Origin of the sequence: Streptomyces sp. NPDC057287, assembly GCF_042667905.1 — a bacterium.
Taxonomy (GTDB): domain Bacteria; phylum Actinomycetota; class Actinomycetes; order Streptomycetales; family Streptomycetaceae; genus Streptomyces.
This window is the reverse complement of the sequence record NZ_JBHUYV010000020.1, coordinates 42,657-64,783: the sequence shown is the minus strand read 5'-3', so window position 1 is coordinate 64,783 and position 22,127 is coordinate 42,657. Positions and strand designations below refer to the sequence as shown.

The window sequence follows — 22,127 nt, the reverse complement described above, 5'->3', positions numbered from 1 at the left end:
TACACCGAGGATGAAACCGGAAGGATCCCGACCATGACGCTCTACACCACGACCGACAGCCCGCTCGGCGAGCTGCTGCTGGTGGGCGAGGAGTCGGCCACCGCCCGGGGCGGCACCGCACTCGTCTCCCTCTCGGTGCCGGGCCAGAAGGGCGGTGCGACGGTCCAGGACGGCTGGACACGGGACGCGGAGGCGTTCACCGCGATCGCCGCCGAACTCCGCGCGTACTTCGGGGGGAGCCGGACCGGCTTCGCCATCGAGTACGCCGCGGGCCGGGGCACCGACTTCCAGCGGCGCGTGTGGAAGGCCCTGGAGGCCATCCCGTACGGCACCACCCTGAGCTACGGCGAGATCGCCGCGCGGATCGGCGCCCCGCGCGCGGCGGTACGCGCGGTGGGCACCGCCATCGGAGCCAACCCGCTGCTGGTCGTACGCCCCTGCCACCGTGTGATCGGCGCGAGCGGCGCCCTGTCCGGCTACGCGGGCGGCATCGATCGCAAGCGGCAGCTGCTGGACCTGGAGAACCCCCACCGGACGGCCTGACGGCCGCCCCCGGGCACGTGAACGCCCCGGGACATGCGAGGAAGGCGCACCGATGACCGACACCCTCCACCCGGCCGCTCCCCTGAGCGACCGGGTCGCGGGCCAGAGCTGGGACACGCTGGCCGACAGCCTCGACGCGTACGGCAGCGCCCTCACCGGGCCGCTCCTCACCCCCGCCGAGTGCCACGCGCTCACCACGCTGTTCGACGAGCCCGGCCTGTTCCGGACGACCGTCGACATGGCCCGCCACCGATTCGGCTCCGGCACCTACCGCTACTTCACCCATGACCTGCCCGGTCAGGTCTCCGAGCCCCGGGAGGCGTTCTACCCGCGGCTCCTGCCCCTCGCCCGCGCCTGGGCCGGGAGGCTCGGCAAACCCGCGCCATGGCCCGACGGCCTGGCGGAGTGGGTGGCCATGTGCCACGAGGCAGGACAGGGCAAGTCCGCGCAGATCCTGTTGCGTTACGGGCCCGGTGACTGGAACGCCCTGCACCGCGACATCTTCGGAGACCTGCTCTTCCCGCTCCAGGTCGTGGTCGGCCTCGACGCTCCCGGCGTCGACTACACGGGCGGCGAGTTCCTCATGACCGAGCAGCGCCCCCGCGCGCAGTCCCGCGGATCGTCCACGACCCTGCCGCAGGGACACGGGCTCGTCTTCACCACCCGGGACCGCCCGGTGCGGGGCGTACGGGGCTGGTCGGCCGGCCCGATGCGGCACGGAGTGAGCACGGTCCGGTCCGCGCAACGGCACACACTCGGCCTCGTCTTCCACGACGCGGCCTGAAGCCACGACGGGAGGGCGACCGATGCCACGCAAGGGGAGTCACACGATGAGCACCGGTACGGACAGGAAGTCCCCGCTGCTGGGTGCCCGGGACCTGGCCGCCGGCGGCCCGCTGCCGAACCCGGCCCCGCACACCGAGGAGGAACTCGCCGCGCTGGTATCCCTGTTGCTGCGGAAGGCGAAGCACGGGACCGGCACCGTCGCCGTGGGCCACAGCCGGGACGCGGCGTCCCGGGCTGCGGCCGGCGCCTTCGCCGCCACATGGCGGGCACGCGGCGGCACGGTCCTCGCCACGGTGGACTGGCCCGAGACGGCGGCCTCCTGGCTGCGCCCGGCGACCCGGCTGACGGCGGAGCCGCCCGACGCCTGGGTCATGGCCGCGGCCCTCCCCGGCTTCGTCCAGCTGGCGCGCCGGCTGCGGCACTCCACCGAGTGGGATCCCGCGCGCACCTGTGCCTTCGCCTCCCTCCAGGACCCCCGGCTGCCGGGGCTCGCGGGCCCCGGCGCCGTGGACGGGCTGAGCGGTGCCACCGCCGAGGGCGGCACCTGGGAGGTGCGCCGTCACCGGATCACCGTGCACCCGCCGGAGCAGGTGGCGCCATGAGCGCCCTGATCCCGCGTCCCACCATGGAGGTCACCCCGGGCGCGTGGCACGTCCCCGGCTGGCTCACCCTCGCCCAGCAGCGCGAACTGGTGACGGCGTGCCGCGCCTGGGCCACCGGGCCCGTCCCCATCCGGCACACCCGGCTGCCCCGGGGCGGTGTCATGTCCGTACAGACGGTGTGCGTCGGCTGGCACTGGCAGCCGTACCGGTACACCCGCACGGCGGACGACGTGAACGGCCTGCGGGTCGCCGAGTTCCCGGAGTGGATGGTCGGGCTCGGCCGCCGCGCCCTCCTGGCGGCCTACGGCGACGAGGCGGCCGCAGCGGACTACCTCCCGGACACCGCGCTGATCAACTTCTACGACGGACAGGCCCGGATGGGCATGCACCAGGACAAGGACGAGAGGTCGTCCGACCCCGTCGTCTCCCTGTCCGTCGGCGACAGCTGCGTCTTCCGCGTCGGCAACACCGAGACCCGCGCCAGGCCGTACACCGACATCGAGCTGGCCTCGGGCGACCTGTTCGTCCTCGGCGGCCCCTCCCGCTTCGCCTACCACGGGGTGCCCAGGGTCCACGAGGGCACCGGCGACCCGGCCACCGGTCTGAACTCCGGGCGGCTCAACATCACGATGCGGGTCACCGGGCTCGCCGGTGGCCCTGCCGCCTCCCGGCCGTGACGAGGCGGTCCTGCCTCCTCCCGGTGACGAGGCGGTGACGCCCTCTCCCGGTCCCGCCCTCTGCCGATTCCGCCCGCTCCTGATTGCGCCTTCTCCCGGCCGTGACGACGGCGTTGTCAGTGGGCGCCAGTAGGTTCAGTCGTGTTCCGCCGGTCCGGCGGATACAACCCCTCGGCTGTGCATTGGAGATGGCGCGTTGTCGGATTGGGAGAGGTCGAGCACGGCACGGGTGATACCACCCGCGAGGCCGCGCAAGCTCGCCAAGGTTCCGTTCGTCGAGCTGGCCGACGGACGCCTGCAAGGTGTGGTCTCCAGTGGCTCGGACATCGGGCGGGTCTACGTCTCGTCCGTCGCCACCGCGACCTACGCGTTCGCCTGCAGCACCAACAACAACCGGCCCTGCGGCGGTGCGCGCGGCTCGTTCTGCAACCACATCGGCGCCCTCGTCAACGAGGCGGTCCTCCAGTACGGCGCCGAGCGCGTCGTCCGCTACCTGAAGGTCGAGGTTCCGGAAGGGGACGTCGACGGAGCGGTGCTCGCCTCGGCCATGCGGAGCACCCGCCCGCAGATGGACGCGACCAAGGCCGCCGCCTCCGTCTTCAGCCGGTTCCTGCGCCACCTGGCCTACCTCGAACACGACCCGGCCACCGTGCCGTTGCCCGAGATGCAGTTCTTCCCGCCGACCAGGGCGGTGGCGTGATGCGCGCCGATCTGCTCACCGAGCCCGTGGACGGGCTGGACGAGGCTCTGGCGGCCGTGGACGCCTTCGACCGCGCTCTCGTCGCCGGCATGCTCCGCCCCCAGCCGGCCGGAGCGGCCGGCCCGACGCGCCTCGCCGAGGCGCTGACGGGGACGCCGCTGGCCGCCCGGGTCGCCGAGGCGGCGGCGAAGGCGGCGGCCGGAGGAGCGGACGAGGGCCACTTCGTGGCCCTGGCCGCCGCGCGGACGGCGCTGCTCGGCTCCGTCCACGACGCGCTGCTGGACCGGGTCGAGGAAGCCGCCGGCCGTTCGCGCGGTGAGCGGCCGGCCCCGGCGGCCGACGGCGGGCAGGCCGCCAACCTGCTGACGGCCGCCCGCGCCTGGCTCTCCGACCTGGCACGCTGCGGGTGGCAGGGCCTCGACCACGAGGTGGTGTCCGGGGCTGCGGAGGTCGTCTCGGCGATGCTGCCCGACCCGTCCCTCCGCCGTCTCGCGTCCCTCCTCGACGGCTTCGCCGCCGAGCTCGCCGCGTCCTGCCCCGGCTCCTCGACGGAACGCTTCCCGCTGCGACGCTGGGCCGACCTCTGGTCGCGGGGAATGCTGCTCACGGTGCCCGGGGCCTCCGCGACGCCCGTCGTCGGGAGCATCGACGGACGTCTGCTGCCCCTCGGCATCGACGTACAGGAACACGCGACCGCCGCGCAGGCGCAGGTGCACGCCGTGTTCGAGCCGGCGGACGGGTCCTCCTCCCGTCTCGTGCGCGCCAGCGTGTCGGTACCGAAGCCCGACACCGTCGTGGGAGCCGGGATCTGGCAGCTGCTGCGCCCGCACATGTCGCTCCTCGCAGCCGCCGGTGAGGGCCGCTCGATGGCTCTGACCGGAATGCCGGTCACCGCCGAGGGCGACCTGATCTGGAGCGACGAGCACGCCCGCCCCGGAGAGCCCGCCGAGGTGTTCGCCACGGCCCGCGTGGCCCTGCCCACCGCGACCGCCCCCGTGACGGCGCCCCTGGACCGGCACCCGGCGCGCATCGCGGTGCCCGTCTTCCTGGAGGGCTACACCGCCCGCACGGACGACGACGGCGTGCTGACCTTCACCGTCGCCGGGATCGACCTGGCCGTCGACACCGACCGCATCCCGGCCGCCGGCCCGCTCACCCCGGAGACCGTCGCCAAGTCCGGCGCCTGCGTCGCCCTGATCCGCTGGGACGCGGGGGAGTTCGCCGTGCAGCCGCTCGCCGTCGAGACCACGGTGCGGAAGAAGGTCACCTCGGTGCACGCGGGCGCGTGGGCCGGTGGGACCACCGACAAGGCCGGAGTGAGGGCCGAGAAGGCCGCCACCGACGCCGCGAAGGTGCTGAGCGAGCGCGCGGGAAGGCTGCTGCGGAAATGACCGGACAGCCGAACCCCGAGGTGACCGGGGACAGCGCGCACGACAACCGCCGCCAGGTCATGTACTGGCGCCTGCTCGCCCGGCTCTTCGACCCCGAGGAGCACGCGGCCCTGGAGTCGGCGAGCCTCGCCGTGGTCGAGGACATCGGCCTGCCGGCCGCACTGCTGGATCCTCAGGCCTCCGTCGACTCCGTCGTGCAGCGCCACCCCGGGCTGGCCGCCGAGTTCGAGGGGCTGATGGTGCCGGCCACCGACACGGGCGAGGCCGCCCGCACGGACGACGCGGCCGAGGCCGCCGGCACGGAAGGCACGGAAGGCACGGACGACACGGACGACACGGACGACGACCGTGACCGGGCCGCCGAGGTGCGGCGTGCCGCGCTCGTCTCGAAGGTGCTGCTCAACGTCTTCCACTCGCCGCCCGGCGCCGTCTCCGCGGGACAGCTGTCCCGGTGGCAGTCCGACGCGGGCTGGCTGGAGCGCGCCCTCGGCTGCAAGCCCGGCGAGCTGCGCGGCGGGCGCGCCGGAGGCACGGGCGTCAGCCCGACCGGCACGGGCGGTGGCGGCAGGACACCTGATCTGAGCCGGCTGATCCCGGAGATCGGCCCGGAGCTCGGCTCCATCGAGGCCGGCCTCGTCAAGAGGATGCGCCTGCGCGAGGTCCTCGCCGATCCCCACCTCGCCGGTCAGCTGACGCCGAGCATGTCCCTGATCGAACAGCTGCTGCGCGACAAGGACAACCTGTCCGGTGTCGCCCTGGCGAACGCCAAGGCCCTGATCCGGCGCTTCGTCGACGAGGTGGCCGAGGTGCTGCGCACCCAGGTGGAGAAGTCGACCGTCGGCGCCCTGGACCGTTCGGTTCCGCCCAAGAGGGTGTTCCGCAACCTGGACCTCGACCGCACGATCTGGAAGAACCTCACCAACTGGAGCCCCGAGGAGGAACGGCTCTACGTCGACCGCCTCTTCTACCGCCACACCGCGCGCAGGACGACGCCCCAGCGGCTGATCGTGGTCGTCGACCAGTCGGGATCGATGGTGGACTCGATGGTCAACTGCACCATCCTGGCCTCGATCTTCGCGGGCCTGCCCAAGGTGGACGTCCATCTCATCGCGTACGACACCCAGGCGCTCGACCTCACCCCGTGGGTGCACGACCCGTTCGAGACGCTGCTGCGGACCAACCTCGGCGGCGGTACCGACGGCACGGTCGCCATGGCGCTGGCCCAGCCCAAGATCGCCGAACCCCGCAACACCGTCGTGGTGTGGATCTCCGACTTCTACGAGTGGCAGACCGAGCCGCTGTTCGAGAGCATGGCCGCCATCCACCGCTCCGGAGCCAAGTTCATCCCCGTCGGCTCGGTGACCAGCTCCGGCCGCGCCAGCGTGAATCCGTGGTTCCGGGAGCGCTTCAAGGACCAGGGGACGCCGGTGCTCTCCGGCCACATACGCAAGCTCGTCCACGAGCTCAAGACCTTCCTCACCTAGGGCGACGAGAGGCTCCAGGGCCTCTCGTCCGAACGGAGCCCTCAGGGGCCCCTGCCCCGGTGCAGTCGCACCCCACATCTTCGAAAGGCATCCAGACATGTCCGACCTGTTGCGCGCCCCTGCCGAGATCAAGTACGCCGAGGAGCTCGACTGGCTGGAGTCGGTGGACGACGGCCCCAAGCCCTTCTCCTGGCGGCTCTCGCCCAAGATGGTCCGCCTGTTCATCCTGGGATCCGAGCGCTCCGACGGCCTCGACCGCGAGATCCCCCAGAAGTGGTACGGCGACCGCAGCTTCGTCGAGCGTTCCATCGTCACGCTGGCGTCCGACCGCGGGCTGCTGCTCATCGGCGACCCCGGTACGGGCAAGAGCTGGCTGGCCGAGCTGCTCTCCGCCGCCATCTCCCGCAACTCCACCCTCGTGGTGCAGGGCACGGCCGGCACCACCGAGGACCACATCAAGTACTCCTGGAACGTGTCCATGGTGATCTCCAAGGGCCAGTCGCGGGAGTCGATGATCCCCTCACCGATCATGACCGCCATGGAGACGGGGGCGATCGGCCGTTTCGAGGAGCTCACCCGCTCCACCAGCGACGTCCAGGACGCGCTGATCTCGATCCTGTCGGAGAAGTACATCTCCGTCCCCGAGATGGACAGCGACAACATCGTCTTCGCCAAGCCCGGCTTCTCCGTCATCGCCACGGCCAACAGCCGCGACCGCGGGGTCAACGACCTGTCCTCCGCACTCAAGCGCCGCTTCAACTTCGTCCGCATCCCGGTGGTGACGAACAAGAAGAGCGAGGCGGAGATCGTCCGCTTCCGCACCGAGGAGCTGCTGCGCCGCCATCAGATCGAGCTGGACGTGCCGCCCACCCTGCTCGACGTGCTGCTGCAGAGCTTCGCGGACCTGCGGGCCTCCTCCGCCGCGGCGGGCAGCGACGACGAGAAGCTGGAGTCCGCGCTGTCCAGTGCCGAACAGATCGGCGTACTGGAGGACGCGATCCTGCACAGCAACTTCTTCGGCGCACGCGAACTGACCGCCCGCACCCTCGCCTCCTCGCTCGTCGGGTCGCTGGCGCGGCGCGAACCGGAGGACCTGGCCATCCTCAACAAGTACCTGCACGGCATCGTCGAGCCGCGCAGCAAGGAAGAGGGCGGCTCCTGGCCGGAGTTCCTGGAGGGCGGCCGCGACGCGATCGCCACCCTGTCATGAGCACCCTGAGCGAAGGGACGCCCTTCGAGGCGCTCCGAGGACAACTGCAGGACGCCGCGACGGAGTTCGCCGACGGGCCGGACGCGCTGCAGGGCATCCTCCTGGGCATCGTCGACGACGTCGACCGCGCCGTGCGCGAACCTCTCGAGATCTTCCCCGTCTGTCACCACTCGCCCGCCTCGGCGGTCGCGATGGCGCGCCGGCTCCGGGAGAAGCAGCCGAAGGTCGTCTACCTGGAGCTGTGCGAGGACATGGCGCCCCTCCTGCCGGAGCTGAGGAACTGCCGGCTCCCGGTGGCCGTCCAGGCGTTCGCGAGCGAGGTCAAGGGGTTCCCCGCCGAGTGGGCGCCGCTCTCGGTGGTCGCTCCGATCACCGAGGCGTCCGCCGAGTACCAGGCCATCGCCTACGCCCTGGACACCCCGGGCGTCGAGCTGGTCCTCGTCGACCGCTCCTCGGACCACGTGTTCCAGTGGCAGGCCGGCGCGAGCGAGCCCCCCGGCCCGGACGCACCGGACGCACCGCCCGCCGAGGAGGAGGCGGCCCTGCACGGCGACGCCGTGGGGGTGGAGATCGGCGATCTCCGTCCCCGGTTCGCCGAGCTGGAGGAGCACCTCCTGCACCGCGGCCGTGTGCGGCACTGGTCGGAGTGGTGGCACCAGTACGTCGAGCTGCCGCTCGGCGACAGCGACCACGACACCTACCGCCAGGTCATGCTCCTGATCGGCAGCCTGTTCCGCCGTCTGGCGCCCGGGGAGACGGACCGCGTCCGGGTGGACGAGGACCGGGAGCGCTACATGTGGACCCGGATGCGCGAGCACCTGGCCGCGACCGGCACCGATCCCGAGGACTGCCTCTACGTCTGCGGCGCGTTCCACGCGTCGAGCCGCGTCGAGGAGTTCGGCGTCCACGGCAGCGACACCTTCGAGATCACCCCGCCGAGCGAGAGCACCTGGCAGCACGGCCTGATCCCGTCCAGCCACGCGTCGATCGAGGCGCAGTTCGGCCTCGCCGCAGGCTCCGTGTCGATCGCCGCGACCCAGTGGGCGAAGAACCTCAAGCGCACCCGGGTGCAGCCGTTCCGTCTCGCGGGTCAGGCAGGCGCCAAGAAGGCGGCGGCGAAGCCCCGGAAGAGCGCCGCGGCCGCCGTGCCGGTGGCACCGGAAGCTCCCTCCGACAAGCTCTCCGGCTTCCTGCAGAGCCCACCCGCCCTCGACCGGCTGGACGAGGCCGAGCTCCTCGGCTGGTCGGTGGAGATCGTGCGCTCCGCCCGTCGCAACGGCTACCTCGCCTCCACCGCCGACGCCATCGCCGTGTTCGAGACATCGATCCTGCTGGCCGGCATGCGCGACCGGGCCAGGCCGACGCCGTACGACTTCCAGGACGCGGCGGTCACCTGCATCGAGAAGGAGACCGTGCCGGGCAGGCGCGACGTGCGCCGCCTCGTGGAGATCCTGATGGGCGGCGACCGGATCGGCCAGGTCGGTTACGACGCGCTGCCGCCCCTGGCCCGCGACGTCCACGACCGCCTCGCTCCGCTGAATCTCAAGCTCCAGCAGCGTGGTGTGCAGCGGGCCCTGCTGGACATGACCTCCGAACCGGAACTGCGGCGCTGCTCCGACGTGCTGTGGATGCTGCGCCACCTCATGCCCCACGGCGCCGCGCGCCCGATCATGGGCGAACGGGAGCTCGGCAAGCAGTCGGTCCAGGAGTCCTGGGACCTCGCACTGGGCACCCACCAGCGGGCGCTGATCGAGCTCGGTTACGAGGGCGTCAGCATCGAGCAGGTGCTGGAGCAGCGCCTGCGCCGCGCCGCCTACGCCCCGAACGCCACCACGGCGCAGGTCCTGGCCGCCGTCGAGGATGCCGTGCTGCACCTGCGCAGCGGCCGCCTCGCCGACGAGCTGGGCACCCGCGCCCTGGAAGTGCTGGCCACCGAGCGCAGCGTCGACGGTGCGCCGGAGGTGCTGCGCAGGGTGCGCCGGCTCCTGGCGTACTACCGCATCACCCGGCCGACCCTGCCGTCGTGGATCGAATCCTTCGCCAAGACGGGATACGCGCACTACTGCACCCTCCTGCCGACGGCGTTCACCGACGACGACGCGACCGTCCGCCAGGTCGCCGCGATGCTGGGATTCCTCTTCAGCATGGAGAGCCTGGCCCTGTCGCTCGGCTGCGACCGGACCCAGCTGGACCTGGCCTTCGCGCAGTCCCACCCGCGGGAGCCGTCCAGGACGGCGCTGCTGTGGGCGGCGCAGGTGCAGCTCGGGCAGCTGTCCCGCGCCGAGCTGCGGGAGCGGTGCGACGCGCTGCTGGACAATCCCCTGGTGGTGCCGGCCTATCCGCGCTATCTCAGCGGTTTCCTGCATGCTCTGGAGCCCGTGCCGCAGCTGGCCGACTTCGTCGTCGAAGCGGTGTCGAAGGCGTTCGCGCGGCTGCCGGACCCGGTGCTGCTGCCCTGGCTGCCGACACTGATCACCACGCTGCGGTCCGAGGGCGCGGACCTCACCCCGCTGCTGATACGCGAGGCCGGACGCGTCTTCCCCGGCCGCCTCGCGGCTCTGGACGCCTGGGTGCCGCCGTGGGAGGCCGTCCCGGAGGCACCGGCCGCCCCGGCGGCGACCGGCGCCACCTCGCCCCGCCGTGCCGTGCTGCTCGCCGCGCACCCGGAGACGTGCGACAGCCTGGCGGAGCTGCTGGGCTGCGAGGGCACCTGGGAGGCGGAAGCACAGGAGCCCTCCGGTGCGGTGCTCGTCGGCCGTCACCCCGAGACGGCGTCGGCGCTGGAGGCGCTGCTGGCGGGAGTCTGACGGCAGTCCGACGGCAGTGGAAGCGGCGGTGCGGCGCGGACGGCACGTGCCGCCGCTTCCTCTGCCGGGGCCGCACCACGATGCTTCCGGCCCCGGCCCCGGCCCTGGCCCCGGCTCTAGCCCGGCCCGGTTCGGTGCGGGACCGGCGACACCCACGTGCCGACGGCCTCACCGGCGGACAACCACGGCCTGTCGTGTCCCGTCACTGAAGGGGTCGTTGAGCCCTCCGTGAGTGGTTCTGGAAGCGAATACCCGTCAGATCTGACGGATGAGCAGTGGATCCTGGTCGAGCCGCTGCTGCCGGCCGCGAGGATCGGCCCGAAGGGCGGGCGTCGGGAGAAGCACCCACGCAGGCGGATCGTGAACGCGCTTCTCTACGTGGTGAGGACGGGGTGCGCCTGGCGCGCGCTGCCCAGGTCCTTCCCACCCTGGCCCACCGTGTACTGGTACTTCACCTGGTGGCACGACGACGGGACCGTCGAGCGGATCCACGACACCCTGCGCGGCCAGGTCCGTACGGCGGACGACTGCGACGTGGGCCGGAAGGCGAAGTGACCCCGCGGCGGTTGCGGCAGGATGACCGCATGACGACACGACCGCACATCGTCCTCGTGCGCGGAGACATCACGGAGCAGCACGCAGACGCCCTGGTCAACGCCGCCAACTCCTCGCTCCTCGGAGGCGGCGGTGTGGACGGCGCCATCCATCGGCGTGGCGGGCCCGAGATCCTCGCCGCCTGCCGCGAGCTGCGGGCCTCGCACTACGGCAGGGGACTCGCCACCGGGCAGGCGGTGGCGACGACCGCCGGCCGGCTGCGCGCGGAGCACGTCATCCACACGGTGGGGCCGGTCTGGTCGCGCGAGGAGGACCGCTCCGCGTTGCTGGCCTCGTGCTACCGGGAGTCCCTGCGGGTCGCCTCGGAACTGGGCGCCCGCACGGTCGCCTTCCCCGCGATCTCGACCGGCATTTACGGCTGGCCGCTCGACGACGGGGCCCGGATCGCCGTTCGCACGGTACGGGAAGCGACACTTCCCCCGGTGGCCGAGGTGCGCTTCGTGCTCTTCGACCAGGAAGCGTACGTCCGCTTCGAAGAGGCACTGACCGACTGAGCCGACGCCGCGACGACCGGCCCGGACGGCGGCGGAACTTCAGCCCCGACCGGCCGGAAGCCTCCGGGGTCAGGGCTGTGCCAGCCAGGTCCTGCACAGCCACCAGGCGTCCACACCGCCGAAGGTCGTGTGCGGGTCGATCCCGGTGACCTGGGTGAACCGCTGGACGCGGTTCCGGATGGTGTTGGGGTGGACGAACAGGGCGGCGGCCGCCGCGGTGACGTCCCGGTCCGTCTCCAGCCAGGTCCCGACCGCCCGGGCGACGGCCCGCGCGGTGGAGCCGAGCGCCGCCAGAGCCGGGCGGTGGTGGTCGGCCAGCGCCGAGGACAGGTCGGCGCGGTCGAGGACCGCGGACAGGGAGGCGACGTCGGCGATGTGGACCGGCCCGGTGCGCCCCGCCGCCTCCGCCGCGGTCAGCGCGGCGAGCGCCAGCCTTCGTGCCGCGGCGAGTTCCTCCGGCCCTGCGGGGCCGGCCACTCCGGCGACGGCGCCGCCCGGCACCGGGGCGGAGCCGGGCGCGCGGGTGAGCACGCCGGTCAGCAGGCCGTCCACCAGGGCCAGCAGCGCCGGCGCCCGGTCACCCGGCGCCCGGTCACTTGGCGCCCGGTCCACGGCCGTGGCCGGGAGCGTGTCGCCGGGCCTCGCCAGCAGCACCCACAGCCCGTCCGTGCCCGTGAGGCCCGCCTCCGCCGCGGCCAGCGCGGCGGCCGAGCCACCCGCGAGGAGCCGGCGCAGCAGTGCCGCGTCCCGGTTCGCGGCGGGCAGGGCCCGCGCCAGCTCCGTCATCCGGTGAGCCGTGATCAGCCTGGCGCGGACCGCCTCGGACCAGTCGTCGTACAGCTCGCGGGCGTCGAGCAGAAGTCCGGCGGAGACCCCCTCCTCGGCGGCCGCCTCCCTGGCTCGTGACCAGATCGCCCGCTCCGCGACATGGATCGCGCTGAGCACCGCCTCGATGGGCACCCCCTGGAGGGCGCGCGCCGTGCCCAGCTCCGAGACGAACGACAGCTCCGCCTCCGTGGGGCCGCGACGGGCCGCCACCGCGCGCGTCGCCGCGGCGAGCAGAGCACGGGTGTGGCCGGAGACGTCGGCCGCGGGCAGCACGGCGACCTCGCGCACCATGGTGCGCACCCCGTTCACCACGGAGGGCAGCAGATCGTCCTCGCCGACGACCCGTTCGATCAGGTGGACCATGGAGGCCCAGTCGCCGGGGGAGTGCATCTCCGGACTATCGCCATCCTTGTGGGATTTCACAAGACCGGAGCGGAACCCCGTGAGGCACCCCATGTCGGAGGGCGTCCTCACCGCCTAGGTTTGGGCTTCACCACAGGGCGGTGCCCCGCGGCGGACCGGTCTTCGTGCGCCGCGGGCGCCCCTCGGCCCCGCGGGAGGCGCCCCCGGTCCCGGGGCCCGCTCCCGCCCGCACCCACCGGAAGAGACTCCGCATGACCACCGACCGCCGTGCCGCCGTGATCGGCGCCGGAGCGGCGGGCCTCGCCGCCACCAAGGCCCTCCTCGACGCCGGAGTCGACGTCGTCACCTACGAGAAGGGTGACGTTCCCGGCGGGCTGTGGGTCCGCGGCAACAGCAGCGGCCTCTCGCCCGCGTACGCGTCCCTGCACCTCAACACCAGCAAGGGGCGTACCGAGTTCGCGGACTTCCCCATGCCCCGTGCCTGGACCGACTATCCCTCCGCCGACCGGGTCGCCTGCTACCTCGGCGACTACGCCCGGACCTTCGGCCTCGACGGCCACATCCGCTTCGGTACCTCGGTGACGGGTGTCGAGCACGCCCGGGAGGGCGGCGGATGGCTGGTCACCACCGAGGGCGGCGACACCGGGCGGTACGACGCGGTGGTGGTGGCCAACGGGCACAACTGGAACCCCCGCATGCCGGAACCCGGTTACCCCGGGGCGTTCTCCGGGACGCAGATGCACGCCCACGACTACCGGACCGCCGAGGTCTTCCGCGACCGCCGGGTCCTCGTCGTCGGCATGGGCAACTCGGCGATGGACATCGCCGTAGACGCCTCCCACACCGCGCGTGGCCCGGTTCTCCTGTCGGCCCGCCGCGGCGTGCACATCGTCCCGAAGTACCTGTTCGGACGGCCCTCGGACGCGACCGGCGGCGCGCTGTCCGTACTGCCCTGGAGGCTGCGCCAGCGACTGGCCGGGACGATGCTCCGACTGGCCGTCGGCACACCGGAGCGCTACGGGCTTCCCGCACCGGCCGGGGGCCTCTTCCAGAACCACCCGACGATCAGCGACACGGTCCTGCACCGCCTCACCCACGGCGAGATCGTCGCGCGCCCCGGCATCGACCGCCTCGACAGTGACGGGGTCGTCTTCCGCGACGGCAGCCGTGACCCGGTGGACGTCATCGTGTGGGCCACCGGATACCGCGTGACGATCCCCTTCCTCGCTCCACGCTGGACCGGCGTAGACCCCGAGGAGCTCCCGCTCTATCAGAGGGTGTTCCACCTGGACGACCCGAGCCTCGCCTTCGTCGGCCTGATGCAGTCGACCGGTGCCGCCTTCCCCGTCGTCGAGGCGCAGGCGAAGCTGGTCGCCGCTCATCTCGGCGGTGCCTACGCCTTGCCCACGGCCGCGCGGCAACAGCAGTCCGCGGCCCGTGCGCTGAGCCGTGCGACGGCCCGCTGGGGCGCCGGCGGCCGGCCCATGATGCGCGTCGACTTCGACGACTACCTCGCCGCGCTGCCCCGTGAGATGCGGGCCGGACGCGCCCGGCAGCGACGAGGCGCCGGACGCCCCTCCGCCCCCGCCGCCCGACAGGAGAGCCCCGCGTGAGCAGTCCCGCCCGGCCGTCAGGAGAGTCCCGCGTGAACAGCCCTGCCCGGCCGACAGGAGATCCCCGCATGAACCGCCCCGCTCACGGCCGCCGCACCCGGCGCCGGCTCCGCCCGGCCGCCGGCCTGCGCGTGCTCGTCACCGGCGCGTCCGGCACCTTCGGGCGCGCCGTCTGCCGCCGCTTCGCCGACCTGGGCGCCGAGGTGGTCGGACTCGACCTCGTCCCGGGCCCGGACGAGGACATCACCGTCCTGCCCTGCGACCTCACCGACGACGCCTCCGTGACCGACGCGGTCGCGGCCGCCCTCGACCGGCTCGGCGGGCTGGACATCCTCGTCAACAACGCCGGGGCCGGTGGCCCCGCACCGGCCGAACTCCCACCGGGTGCGGAGGCGTTGCGCCAGCTCGACCTCAACCTCCTCGGCACCTGGCGGACCACCGCCGCCTGTGTCGACGCGCTCGTCGCCTCCCGCGGCCGGGTCGTCATGCTCTCCTCCCGCATGGCGGTGATGCAGCTGCCGCTCGCCGCCGCGTACGGCGCGTCGAAGCGGGCGCTGGTCGCCTACGCCGACGCCCTGCGCCTGGAACTGGGCACCCACGTCGGGGTCACCTGCGTGTATCCCTCCTCCGTCCGCAGCCCCATCCACGACTCCACCGCCGCCGCCGGCCTCTCCCTGGAGGGAATGAGCCGGTACGAGCCGCTGGAAGGTGTGGTGGACGCGGTGTTGCGTGCCGCGCTCGGCCGCCGGGTGCGCAGGGACCTGCCCACCACCCGGAGGGGAGCCGTCGAGTTCTTCCTCGCCCGCCATCTGCCGGGGCTCACGGACCGGATCGTCGCCCGGACCCTCGCCGGCCGGGTGCGGTCGGGCGCCTTCGCCGACGCAGGACTCGCCGCCGCCCTCGTCGCACGCCACGAGGACGGTTCATGAGCCGTACCGCCGCCGCGTCCACCGGCGCCGACGACGAAGCGCATCGGGCGGACGCCGGCGACGAAGCGCATCGGGCGGACGCCGCCGACCTTGTCCCCTACGCCGTCGGATCGGTCGGCATGGGCATCTGGAGCACCGTGCCGGGGCTGCTCCTGCTGTACTTCCTGACCCACACGCTCGGCGTACCGCCCTTCCTGGCGGGACTGGCCCTGCTGCTGCCCAAGGTCGTCGACACGCTGGTCCACCCCCTGCTCGGCACCCTGTCCGACCGGCACGCGCGCCGGAGCGGGAACCGCCTCGGGCTGCTGCGGACGGGGCTGTCCCTGGCGGTCGCCCTGGTCGCGATGTTCACCGTGCCGCCGGGCCTGACGGGGGCGTCGGCCGCGCTCTGGGTCGGTGGCTGGTTCCTCGCGGGGAACCTGCTCTACGGCTGCTTCCAGGTGCCGTACCTCACCACCCCCTCCGACCTGCGGATCGGCTACCACGAGCGCACGCGCGTCTTCATGTTCCGGATGCTGTTCCTGACCTTCGGCCTGCTGGGGGCCGGGGTCGCCGCACCCGCCCTCGTCGAGTCCGGCGCCCGCGACGACTACACGGTGATGGCCCTCGCGCTCGGTGCGTGCATGCTCGCCACCTGCGCGGTGGGCGTCACCGGGGTACGCCGCCTCACCGCCCGCTGCGGCTTCCGCGTCCCGGAGGGGGGTGGCGGACACACCACCGGGCGGGGGGACATCGCAGCGGTACTGCGTGACCGAGACTTCCGGGCGATGGTCCTGTCGTACCTCTTCACCGGCACCACCACGCACCTCTTCCTCGCGGCGCTGCCCTTCTACACGGAGTACGTCTTCGAGGACAGCGGGCTGACAGCGCTCTTCATGGGAGCCTTCCTGGGGCCCGCGGTGATCGCCGGGCCCGTGTGGCTGCGGGTGTCGCGGCGGATCGGAAAGCAGCGCGGACTGCTGCTGTCCCAGGCGGCGTTCACCCTCGGCTCGCTCGGCCTGCTGGTCGGCAAGGCCCTCGGAGCCGGCCCGACGGTCGCCGTCGTCGCCCTCCTGGGGGCCGCCTTCGCGGGCCTGCAGCTGTTCGCGTTCTCGATGGTGCCGGACGCCGTGGCCGCCGCCGAGGCACGCGGCGCGGCGGCGGCCGGCGCCTACACCGGTGTGTGGACGGCCACGGAGGCCGCGGGCACGGCCGTGGGCCCGTACGTGTACTCCGCCGTCCTCGCCGTGGGCGGCTTCGTCTCCACGACAGAGGGGCACACCGTCGCCCAGTCGGACACCGCCCTCACGGCGCTGCTGACCGGCTTCACCGTGGTGCCCGCCCTGCTGATGGCCATTGCCTTCCTGCTCCAGCGCCGCTGCGCCCTGGACGGCCCGTCCGGCGCGGATGCGGTGCGCGCCCGGAGATGACCGCGGGGACAGCGGCCGCTCGCACCCGGCCGGGGGGTGCGTTCACGTCCGTCTGACACGATCGGACGGTGGACTACCCGAACGACCAGACACCTGGCGCACCGATCCGCTCCGGCATCCCGGAGCACGGACGCGTCCCGAAGTACTACACGGTCAAGGCGCATGTCTCGCTCCTCCTCGACGAGTTGGGTGAGGGCGGGCTGCTGCCCACCGAGCGGGACCTGGCTCTGCGCCACGAGGTCTCGCGCGAGACCGTGCGCCAGGCGCTGCGTGAACTGCTGCTGGAGGGACGGCTGCGCCGGCAGGGACGAGGCACCGTGGTGGCCGGCCCCAAGCTCGAACAGCCGCTCTCACTGGCCAGCTATACCGAAGGTGTGCGGCTTCAGGGCCGCACGCCCGGCCGTCACCTCATCGGGCTCGAACAGTTCCCCTGCCCCGAGGCCCTCTCCGTCGAGCTCGGGGTGCCGCGCGGCGAGCCCGTATGGCACATGGAACGCGTCCTGCTGGCCGACGAGGAGCGTGTCGGCCTGGAGAGCACCTACGTCACCGTTGCCCGGGTCCCGCGCCTCGACGAGGAGTTCGACCCCGATTCCTCCTTCTACGCCTATCTGCGCGACCGGCTCGGAGTGTTCTTCGGCGACGCCGACGAGCGCATCGAGACCGTCCTCGCAACCCCCCGCGAGGCGCTGCTGATCGGGACGCCGCCCGCTCTCCCGATGCTGCTGCTGCACCGATTCTCCCGTGACTCCGCAGGGCTCCCGCTGGAGCGGGTGCGGACCCTCTTCCGCGGCGACCGGTTCTCCTTCACGACCCGCCTGGGACGCCACGGCTGAGGAGTCCGCACCCGGGGACGGCGGGAGCGCCCCTCTCTGATTACGAAAAGGTAACGGGTCTAGTCCAAGATTGACGCCCAGTTCACCGTTCCGTTGCCGCGTGGCCCCGTCCGGGCCATCCGCTCCCAGGAGCGTTGCCGTCGTGAGAGTCATCGTCGTAGGAGCCGGCGTGGTGGGAACCATGCACGCCTGGCACGCAGTGAACCGCGGCCACGAGGTCGTACAGATCGAGCGTGAGAGCGAGGCGCGCGGGGCATCCCTCCGCAATTTCGGACAGATCTGGGTGAGCGGCCGCGCGGGCGGCGAGGAGCTGGAGACCGCGCTGCGGGCGCGTGAGCAGTGGGAATCCATCGGGGAGCGGGTGCCGGATCTCGGCTTCCGTCCCTGCGGATCGCTCACCCCGCTCCGCACCGAGCTGGAGACCGCCGTGGCCGAGGCGGCCGTGGCCCGGCCCGACGCGGCCGCCCGCGGCTACAAGCTCCTCACCGCGGGCGAGGCGCGGGCCGTGAATCCAGCGCTGCGCGGGGCCTTCGGCGCGGCCCTGTGGTGCGAGCGGGATGCGGCGGTCGAGCCGCGTTCCGCCCAGCTCGCCCTCAAGCAGGCCCTGCTGTCCTCGGGGAAGTACACCTATCTCGGCGGCCGTGAGGTGCGCGAGGTGGTGGGCGCCGCGTCCGTCCGCGACGACCACGGTGACGTGCACCGCGGTGACGTCGTCGTCCTCGCCACGGGCGCCTGGCTCGGCGGCCTCGTCCGCGAACTCGCCGGTCCCGGCCTGCCGGTCCGCCGTGTCCGTCTGCAGATGATGCAGACCGATCCGCTCGGCGAACGGCTCACCACCTCCGTCGCGGACCCCGACAGCTTCCGCTACTACCCGGCCTACGCCGGGGAGGCCCTGGACGCTCTCGACGCCGGCCAGCCCCAGGCGCCGACCGCGGCGGCCCACCGGATGCAACTGCTCATGGTGCAGCGCCGCGACGGCGGACTGACCATCGGCGACACCCACGAATACGAGCACCCCTTCGCCTTCGACACCGTGGAGGAGCCGTACGAGCACCTCGCGGGTGTCGTCGAGTCCTTCCTCGGCCGCCCCCTGCCGCGCATCCGCCGCCGGTGGGCCGGGGTCTACGCCCAGTGCACCGACACCAGTCGCGTCGTCCACCGCCAGCAGGTGCGCGACGGAGTCTGGCTCGTCACAGGGCCCGGCGGGCGCGGCATGACGTGCTCTCCCGCCATCGCAGAAACGACCGCCGACGAACTGGGCTGGTGACACAGATGACTTCGACCACCGACAACAGGATGAACCTCGTCGTCCTCGACATGGCCGGTACGACCGTCGCCGACGGCGGGCTCGTCGAGGAGGCCTTCTCCGCCGCCGCGCAACGGCTCGGCATCGAGCCGGGATCGGCTGAGCACACGGATCAACTCGACTACGTCCGCGCCACCATGGGCGAGTCCAAGATCTCCGTCTTCCGGCACCTGTTCGGCGACGAGGAGGCTGCCCGGCGCGCCAACAGCGCCTTCGAGGAGGCGTACGGAGCCCTCGTCGACGGCGGCAGGATCGCACCCCTGCCCGGCGCACGCGAGGCCGTCGAGCGGCTCACGGCCGAGGGCCGTACCGTCGTCCTGACCACCGGCTTCGCCCGCACCACCCAGGACGCCATCCTGGAGGCTCTGGGCTGGCAGGACCTCGTCCCGCTGACGCTCTGCCCGGCCGACGCGGGCGGTCGTGGCCGCCCCTACCCGGACATGGTGCTGGCGGCGTTCCTGCGTACGGGCGCCGTGGACGGCGTAGGGCAGATCGCCGTGGCGGGCGACACCTCCTACGACATGCTCAGCGGCGTGCGCTCCGGGGCCGGGATCGTCGCGGGTGTCCTCACCGGGGCCCACGACAAGGACCAGCTGGCCCAAAACGGCGCCACGCACGTCCTCGGCTCGGTGGCGGAGCTCCCGGACCTCCTCGCCCGGGCGGAAGCATGAGCGGCGCGGCGGCGTCCGGCATCCGCTTCGACGAGGTCACGGTCGCGTACGACGGCAACGTCGTCCTGGACCGGCTAGATCTGACAGTCGAACCCGGTGAGGTCATGGCCCTCCTCGGCCCCTCGGGCTCGGGGAAGACCACCGCGCTGCGCGCCGTCGCCGGATTCGTACGGCCCGCGTCGGGGCGGGTGTACCTCGGCGACCGGGACGTCACCGACCTGCCCCCGCACCGCCGGGGCATCGGCATGGTGGTCCAGCAGTACGCCCTCTTCCCGCACATGCGGGTCCGGGAGAACGTCGCCTTCGGACTCAAGGCCCGCAAGACCGCCAGGGCCGAGATCGCGGGCCGGGTGGCCGACGCCCTCGAACTCGTGGGCATGTCCGCCTACGCCGACCGTCACCCGCGCGAGCTCTCCGGGGGCCAGCAGCAGCGCGTGGCCATCGCCCGCGCGCTTGCCGTCCGCCCCGGCGTCCTGCTGCTCGACGAACCGCTCTCCGCGCTCGACGCCCGGCTCCGCTCCGGGATGCTCGCCGAGCTCGCCCGCCTGCACCGCGAGCTGCCGGACGTCTCGATCCTCTACGTCACCCACGACCAGGTCGAGGCCCTCACGCTGGCGGACCGGATCGCCGTCATGGACAGCGCGCGGCTCCAGGACTGCGACACCCCGCAGGAGCTCTACCGCCGTCCCCGCACGGAGTTCACCGCCTCCTTCGTCGGCAACGCCAACCTGCTGCCCGTCACGGCCGGGAAGCGGCCCGGCAGCGTCGACTTCGCCGGCCACCCGCTCACCGTGGACGCCGGAGAAGCCGTGGCCGGTGCCGCGGCGATCCTCTGCGTCCGGCCGCACCTGGTCGGCCTCGGCGCCGGCCCCAACACCCTTACCGGCAAGCTCGCCGAGATCCAGTGGCGCGGCTCCACCCACCGGCTGTACGTCGACACCGCAGGGCACCGGGTCATGGCGGACGTCCGCGAACTGCGGGAGGCGCCGGCGCTCGGGGACACGGTCACCCTGCACTTCGCCCCCGAGGACGCGGTCCTGCTCCCCGCGGGGGCGGGCGACGGAGGGCGTGTGCTCCCCGAGGGGGCGGCCGACGCGGGGCGTGCCACCACGCCGCCCGTCCTCGCCTCCTCCGCCGGAGGTCCCCATGCCTAGCGCCTCCGGCACAGCCGACGTCACGCCGGCCGGCACGGCCCCGCGCACCGGAGACGTCCCGGTGCCGCCTGCCCCCTCCGCCGCGCGTGCCCCCCGGCGTGTCCCGGCGTCCCTCTGGGCCCTCCCGCCCGTCGTCGCCCTCGCGCTCGCCTTCCTCCACCCGCTGGCCCTCGTCGTCCAGCAGTCGTTCACCCCGGACGAGGGCGGCACCTCCCTCGCCCCCTATTCGGAGGTCTTCGCCTCCGAGTCCTTCCGCTCGGCACTCACCACGACGGTGTGGCTCGCCGTCGGATCCACCGTCGGCTGCCTCGTCCTCGGCTTCGTCCTGGCCCTGGTCATCGCCTTCGTCCCGTTCCCCGGCGCGCGGGCGGTAGCCAGGTTCATCGACGTCTTCCTCTCCTTCCCGTCCTTCCTGATCACGCTCGCCCTGCTCTTCGTCTACGGCACCGTCGGCATGGCCAACGGCATCTGGACGGGCGTCACCGGAGCGTCCGACGGACCCTTCCACTTCCTCACCACGCCCTGGGGCGTACTGCTCGCGGAGATCACCTACTTCACCCCGTTCGTGATGCGCCCCCTGCTGGCTGCCTTCTCGCAGCTCGACACCGCACAGCTGGAGGTGGCGTCCTCGCTCGGTGCCGGTCCGGCCCGCATCGTGCGCCGGGTGATCCTTCCCGAGGCGCTCCCCGCCCTCGCGGCCGGCGGCAGCCTGGTCCTCGTGATGTGCCTCAACGAATTCGGGATCGTGCTCTTCACCGGAGCGAAGGACGTCACCACGCTGCCGATGCTCGTCTACAGCAAGGCGATCCTGGAGTCGGACTACCCGGCGGCCTGCGTCGTCGCCGTGGTCAACATCGTCATCTCCGTCGGTCTCTACGGCCTCTACCGGGTGGTGAGCCGCCGTGCTGGTGCATAGCCGCGCCGGGAGGTGGGCCGCATGGGCCCTCTTCCTCGTGCTCTTCGTCCCGCTGTTCGCGGTGCCGCTGGCGGTCGTCGTCGCCGCGTCCTTCGCCACGAACTGGTCCGGTGCCTTCCCCTCCGGCCCCACCGGCGCGCACTACGCCGCCGCCACGGGCGCCGACTCCCTCCAGGCCCTGGGCACCAGCCTGATGACCGCGCTGGCCGCGAGCCTGCTCGCGCTCACCGCCGGCACCTGGGCGGCCCTGGCCGCCGCAGCCCTGCGCAGCCGCGGGAAGCGGATCCTGGACGCGCTCTTCGTGCTGCCGGTCGCCGTGCCGTCCGTCGTGGTCGGACTGTCGGTGCTCGTCGCCTTCAGCCGTCCGCCGGTCCTGCTCAACGGGACGCGCTGGATCGTGATCCTCGCGCACACCGTTCTTGTCACCGCGTTCGCCTACCAGTCGGTCTCGGCGGCGATCGTACGACTGGACCCCGTGTACGAACAGGCGGCGGCCGGCCTCGGCGCCCGCCCCGCGTACGTCCTGTGGCGGATCAGGCTCCCGCTGCTGCTGCCGTCGCTCACGGCGGCGGCCGGGCTCTGCTTCGCCCTGTCCATGGGCGAGCTGAGCGCCACGATGATGCTCTACCCGCCCGACTGGACCCCGCTGCCGGTGCAGATCTTCGCTGCCACCGACCGAGGTTCGCTCTTCACCGGCGCGGCGGTCGCCGTGGTCCTCATGGGAACGACGCTGCTCGTGCTGCTGGGCGTCTCCCGGATCAGGACCAGGGCCTCCTACCGCTGACCCGCCGGCATC

Annotated in this window: 21 protein-coding genes; 20 read left to right on the top strand and 1 reads right to left on the bottom strand. The window is 72.9% G+C overall.

What is annotated here, in order from left to right:
- Positions 1-33 precede the first annotated feature (33 nt).
- From ACFUNE_RS30865 to ACFUNE_RS30815, 11 genes are all read left to right on the top strand, one after another.
- Positions 34-543: a methylated-DNA--[protein]-cysteine S-methyltransferase gene (locus ACFUNE_RS30865; protein ID WP_383574816.1), complete on the top strand. Its 510-nt coding sequence runs from the start codon at positions 34-36 to the stop codon at positions 541-543.
- 52 nt (positions 544-595) lie between these two features.
- On the top strand, positions 596-1,327 hold the full coding sequence (locus ACFUNE_RS30860) for a 2OG-Fe(II) oxygenase (RefSeq protein WP_383574814.1): 732 nt from the start codon (positions 596-598) through the stop codon (positions 1,325-1,327).
- A gap of 46 nt (positions 1,328-1,373) precedes the next feature.
- A complete protein-coding gene (locus tag ACFUNE_RS30855) occupies positions 1,374-1,931 on the top strand; it encodes an ABC transporter substrate-binding protein (protein WP_383574812.1) in 558 nt (185 codons plus the stop codon).
- Positions 1,928-2,608, top strand: coding sequence for an alpha-ketoglutarate-dependent dioxygenase AlkB family protein (locus ACFUNE_RS30850; protein WP_383574811.1), 681 nt, complete (start codon positions 1,928-1,930; stop codon positions 2,606-2,608). The genes ACFUNE_RS30855 and ACFUNE_RS30850 overlap by 4 nt, the downstream gene beginning before the upstream one ends.
- Positions 2,609-2,804: 196 nt before the next feature.
- On the top strand, positions 2,805-3,308 hold the full coding sequence (locus tag ACFUNE_RS30845) for a hypothetical protein (protein ID WP_383574809.1): 504 nt from the start codon (positions 2,805-2,807) through the stop codon (positions 3,306-3,308).
- Positions 3,308-4,699 (top strand): hypothetical protein, encoded by a 1,392-nt coding sequence (locus tag ACFUNE_RS30840; protein ID WP_383574807.1) that lies wholly within the window; start codon positions 3,308-3,310, stop codon positions 4,697-4,699. Before ACFUNE_RS30845 ends, ACFUNE_RS30840 begins: the two co-directional genes overlap by 1 nt.
- The gene (locus ACFUNE_RS30835) at positions 4,696-6,183 is read left to right on the top strand and encodes a VWA domain-containing protein (RefSeq protein WP_383574805.1); all 1,488 of its coding nucleotides are present in this window, start codon (positions 4,696-4,698) and stop codon (positions 6,181-6,183) included. The genes ACFUNE_RS30840 and ACFUNE_RS30835 overlap by 4 nt, the downstream gene beginning before the upstream one ends.
- A gap of 97 nt (positions 6,184-6,280) precedes the next feature.
- A complete protein-coding gene (locus ACFUNE_RS30830) occupies positions 6,281-7,393 on the top strand; it encodes an AAA family ATPase (RefSeq protein ID WP_383574803.1) in 1,113 nt (370 codons plus the stop codon).
- Entirely contained in the window at positions 7,390-10,200 is a 2,811-nt protein-coding gene (locus ACFUNE_RS30825) for a hypothetical protein (protein ID WP_383574801.1), read from the top strand. Before ACFUNE_RS30830 ends, ACFUNE_RS30825 begins: the two co-directional genes overlap by 4 nt.
- A gap of 228 nt (positions 10,201-10,428) precedes the next feature.
- Entirely contained in the window at positions 10,429-10,755 is a 327-nt protein-coding gene (locus tag ACFUNE_RS30820) for a transposase (RefSeq protein WP_383574799.1), read from the top strand.
- 29 nt (positions 10,756-10,784) lie between these two features.
- Complete coding sequence (locus tag ACFUNE_RS30815; RefSeq protein ID WP_383574797.1) at positions 10,785-11,309, top strand: O-acetyl-ADP-ribose deacetylase; 525 nt, start codon at positions 10,785-10,787, stop codon at positions 11,307-11,309.
- A 69-nt stretch (positions 11,310-11,378) separates the two neighbouring features.
- Here ACFUNE_RS30815 and ACFUNE_RS30810 read toward each other — a convergent pair whose 3' ends face one another.
- A complete protein-coding gene (locus ACFUNE_RS30810) occupies positions 11,379-12,527 on the bottom strand; it encodes a helix-turn-helix domain-containing protein (protein WP_383574795.1) in 1,149 nt (382 codons plus the stop codon).
- Positions 12,528-12,751: 224 nt separating this feature from the next.
- Here ACFUNE_RS30810 and ACFUNE_RS30805 point away from each other — a divergent pair, with 224 nt between their 5' ends.
- The 9 genes from ACFUNE_RS30805 to ACFUNE_RS30765 all read left to right on the top strand — a co-directional run bounded on the left by ACFUNE_RS30805 (position 12,752) and on the right by ACFUNE_RS30765 (position 22,115).
- On the top strand, positions 12,752-14,113 hold the full coding sequence (locus tag ACFUNE_RS30805; protein WP_383574793.1) for a flavin-containing monooxygenase: 1,362 nt from the start codon (positions 12,752-12,754) through the stop codon (positions 14,111-14,113).
- Between the two features lie 68 nt (positions 14,114-14,181).
- Complete coding sequence (locus tag ACFUNE_RS30800; protein ID WP_383574791.1) at positions 14,182-15,042, top strand: SDR family NAD(P)-dependent oxidoreductase; 861 nt, start codon at positions 14,182-14,184, stop codon at positions 15,040-15,042.
- A complete protein-coding gene (locus ACFUNE_RS30795; protein ID WP_383574789.1) occupies positions 15,039-16,451 on the top strand; it encodes an MFS transporter in 1,413 nt (470 codons plus the stop codon). Before ACFUNE_RS30800 ends, ACFUNE_RS30795 begins: the two co-directional genes overlap by 4 nt.
- 68 nt (positions 16,452-16,519) lie before the next feature.
- Entirely contained in the window at positions 16,520-17,284 is a 765-nt protein-coding gene (locus ACFUNE_RS30790) for a GntR family transcriptional regulator (protein ID WP_383574787.1), read from the top strand.
- 142 nt (positions 17,285-17,426) lie between these two features.
- Positions 17,427-18,551, top strand: coding sequence for a TIGR03364 family FAD-dependent oxidoreductase (locus ACFUNE_RS30785; protein WP_383574785.1), 1,125 nt, complete (start codon positions 17,427-17,429; stop codon positions 18,549-18,551).
- Between the two features lie 5 nt (positions 18,552-18,556).
- Positions 18,557-19,261, top strand: a complete 705-nt coding sequence (locus ACFUNE_RS30780) for a phosphonatase-like hydrolase (RefSeq protein ID WP_383574783.1) — start codon at positions 18,557-18,559, stop codon at positions 19,259-19,261.
- A complete protein-coding gene (locus ACFUNE_RS30775) occupies positions 19,258-20,415 on the top strand; it encodes an ABC transporter ATP-binding protein (RefSeq protein ID WP_383574781.1) in 1,158 nt (385 codons plus the stop codon). The genes ACFUNE_RS30780 and ACFUNE_RS30775 overlap by 4 nt, the downstream gene beginning before the upstream one ends.
- The gene (locus tag ACFUNE_RS30770; RefSeq protein WP_383574779.1) at positions 20,408-21,331 is read left to right on the top strand and encodes a 2-aminoethylphosphonate ABC transporter permease subunit; all 924 of its coding nucleotides are present in this window, start codon (positions 20,408-20,410) and stop codon (positions 21,329-21,331) included. The genes ACFUNE_RS30775 and ACFUNE_RS30770 overlap by 8 nt, the downstream gene beginning before the upstream one ends.
- Entirely contained in the window at positions 21,318-22,115 is a 798-nt protein-coding gene (locus ACFUNE_RS30765; protein WP_383574777.1) for an ABC transporter permease, read from the top strand. The genes ACFUNE_RS30770 and ACFUNE_RS30765 overlap by 14 nt, the downstream gene beginning before the upstream one ends.
- Positions 22,116-22,127: the final 12 nt, after the last annotated feature.

Coding starts and splice junctions, on each gene's coding strand:
- ACFUNE_RS30860 (WP_383574814.1), top strand. CDS start 596: ATGACCGACACCCTCCACCCGGCCGCTCCCCTGAGCGACCGGGTCGCG.
- ACFUNE_RS30865 (WP_383574816.1), top strand. CDS start 34: ATGACGCTCTACACCACGACCGACAGCCCGCTCGGCGAGCTGCTGCTG.
- ACFUNE_RS30795 (WP_383574789.1), top strand. CDS start 15,039: ATGAGCCGTACCGCCGCCGCGTCCACCGGCGCCGACGACGAAGCGCAT.
- ACFUNE_RS30800 (WP_383574791.1), top strand. CDS start 14,182: ATGAACCGCCCCGCTCACGGCCGCCGCACCCGGCGCCGGCTCCGCCCG.
- ACFUNE_RS30825 (WP_383574801.1), top strand. CDS start 7,390: ATGAGCACCCTGAGCGAAGGGACGCCCTTCGAGGCGCTCCGAGGACAA.
- ACFUNE_RS30830 (WP_383574803.1), top strand. CDS start 6,281: ATGTCCGACCTGTTGCGCGCCCCTGCCGAGATCAAGTACGCCGAGGAG.
- ACFUNE_RS30850 (WP_383574811.1), top strand. CDS start 1,928: ATGAGCGCCCTGATCCCGCGTCCCACCATGGAGGTCACCCCGGGCGCG.
- ACFUNE_RS30815 (WP_383574797.1), top strand. CDS start 10,785: ATGACGACACGACCGCACATCGTCCTCGTGCGCGGAGACATCACGGAG.
- ACFUNE_RS30770 (WP_383574779.1), top strand. CDS start 20,408: ATGCCTAGCGCCTCCGGCACAGCCGACGTCACGCCGGCCGGCACGGCC.
- ACFUNE_RS30855 (WP_383574812.1), top strand. CDS start 1,374: ATGAGCACCGGTACGGACAGGAAGTCCCCGCTGCTGGGTGCCCGGGAC.
- ACFUNE_RS30835 (WP_383574805.1), top strand. CDS start 4,696: ATGACCGGACAGCCGAACCCCGAGGTGACCGGGGACAGCGCGCACGAC.
- ACFUNE_RS30840 (WP_383574807.1), top strand. CDS start 3,308: ATGCGCGCCGATCTGCTCACCGAGCCCGTGGACGGGCTGGACGAGGCT.
- ACFUNE_RS30780 (WP_383574783.1), top strand. CDS start 18,557: ATGACTTCGACCACCGACAACAGGATGAACCTCGTCGTCCTCGACATG.
- ACFUNE_RS30805 (WP_383574793.1), top strand. CDS start 12,752: ATGACCACCGACCGCCGTGCCGCCGTGATCGGCGCCGGAGCGGCGGGC.
- ACFUNE_RS30810 (WP_383574795.1), bottom strand. CDS start 12,527: ATGCACTCCCCCGGCGACTGGGCCTCCATGGTCCACCTGATCGAACGG.
- ACFUNE_RS30775 (WP_383574781.1), top strand. CDS start 19,258: ATGAGCGGCGCGGCGGCGTCCGGCATCCGCTTCGACGAGGTCACGGTC.